At 38.9% G+C, this 1,027-nt stretch carries 1 pseudogene; it reads left to right on the top strand.

The features are described from left to right. Nucleotides 1–785: pseudogene (yebU, locus tag CXF78_RS01710) on the top strand (16S rRNA (cytosine(1407)-C(5))-methyltransferase RsmF); the annotation flags it as partial. Between the last annotated feature and the right edge of the window lie 242 nt (nt 786–1,027).

Here is a 1,027-nt window from a genome sequence, read left to right on the forward strand (position 1 = left end):
AATCTGCATTTTTAGCGTTAAAGCCAGGCGGAATTTTAGTCTATTCAACTTGTACTCTGAGCCAGTTAGAAAACCAACATATCTGTTATCACTTACAGCAAACTTACCCCGATGCAGTTGAGTTTGAGTCGCTGGCTGAGTTATTCGATGGTGCAGACAAAGCGTGCACTGAAGAAGGTTTTTTACATGTATGGCCACAAATTTATGACAGTGAAGGTTTTTTTGTCGCCAAAATTCGTAAAAAAGCCTCGGTTGAACGAGTAAAAAAACAGCCTAAATTACAAAAAAACTTTCCTTTTAATCCCGCAAATGAAAAGCAAAAAGCGGAATTAACACAATACTTTTACGACAGCTTCTGTCTTGAGTTACCTAGCGATGACGTCATCATGTTGCGTGACGATGAATATTGGTTATTTCCAGCCCAATTTATGCCTTTTATCGGCAAAATGCGCTTTCAGCGAATTGGTATTAAGCTCGCTGATGCGATGAAAAAAGGCTACAAAGCTAAACATGAAGCCGTCATTGCTTTATCGGCAGCAGCGCATAATCCAGCAAAAACCATGGAATTAAGTGCGGCTCAAGCACAAGGTTTTTTAATGGGTCGTGATATTGCTACAAGCACTTTTGATCAACCGACACAGCAACAGTTAGCCATCATGCCACAAGGCGAAATGCTAGTGAGTTATCATAAAGTCGTGCTTGGGGTCGTAAAACATTTAGGTCATAGACTTAAAAACAATTTACCGCGTGATTTGGTACGCGATAACGTTAACTTATATCTATAACACGCAACACTATTTCGATGAGCAAGAATAAAGAATATAAAACATTCTTATCAATGAATTACTGTAAAACAGAGTGCCGAACCAACATTATTGATTAAATTTTATGCACAACACAATTTGAGTGCCTATAATTAATCTATGTTCGATTCAGTATTTGGCATCCTAAGCTATCTTAAGATGCCACAACAGTAGCGCAAGGCTCTTAATCGAGCCCTTTCCCTAGGCCCAAAACACTTGGATAG

This window comes from Shewanella sp. 11B5, from assembly GCF_002836795.1.
GTDB lineage: Bacteria > Pseudomonadota > Gammaproteobacteria > Enterobacterales > Shewanellaceae > Shewanella > Shewanella frigidimarina.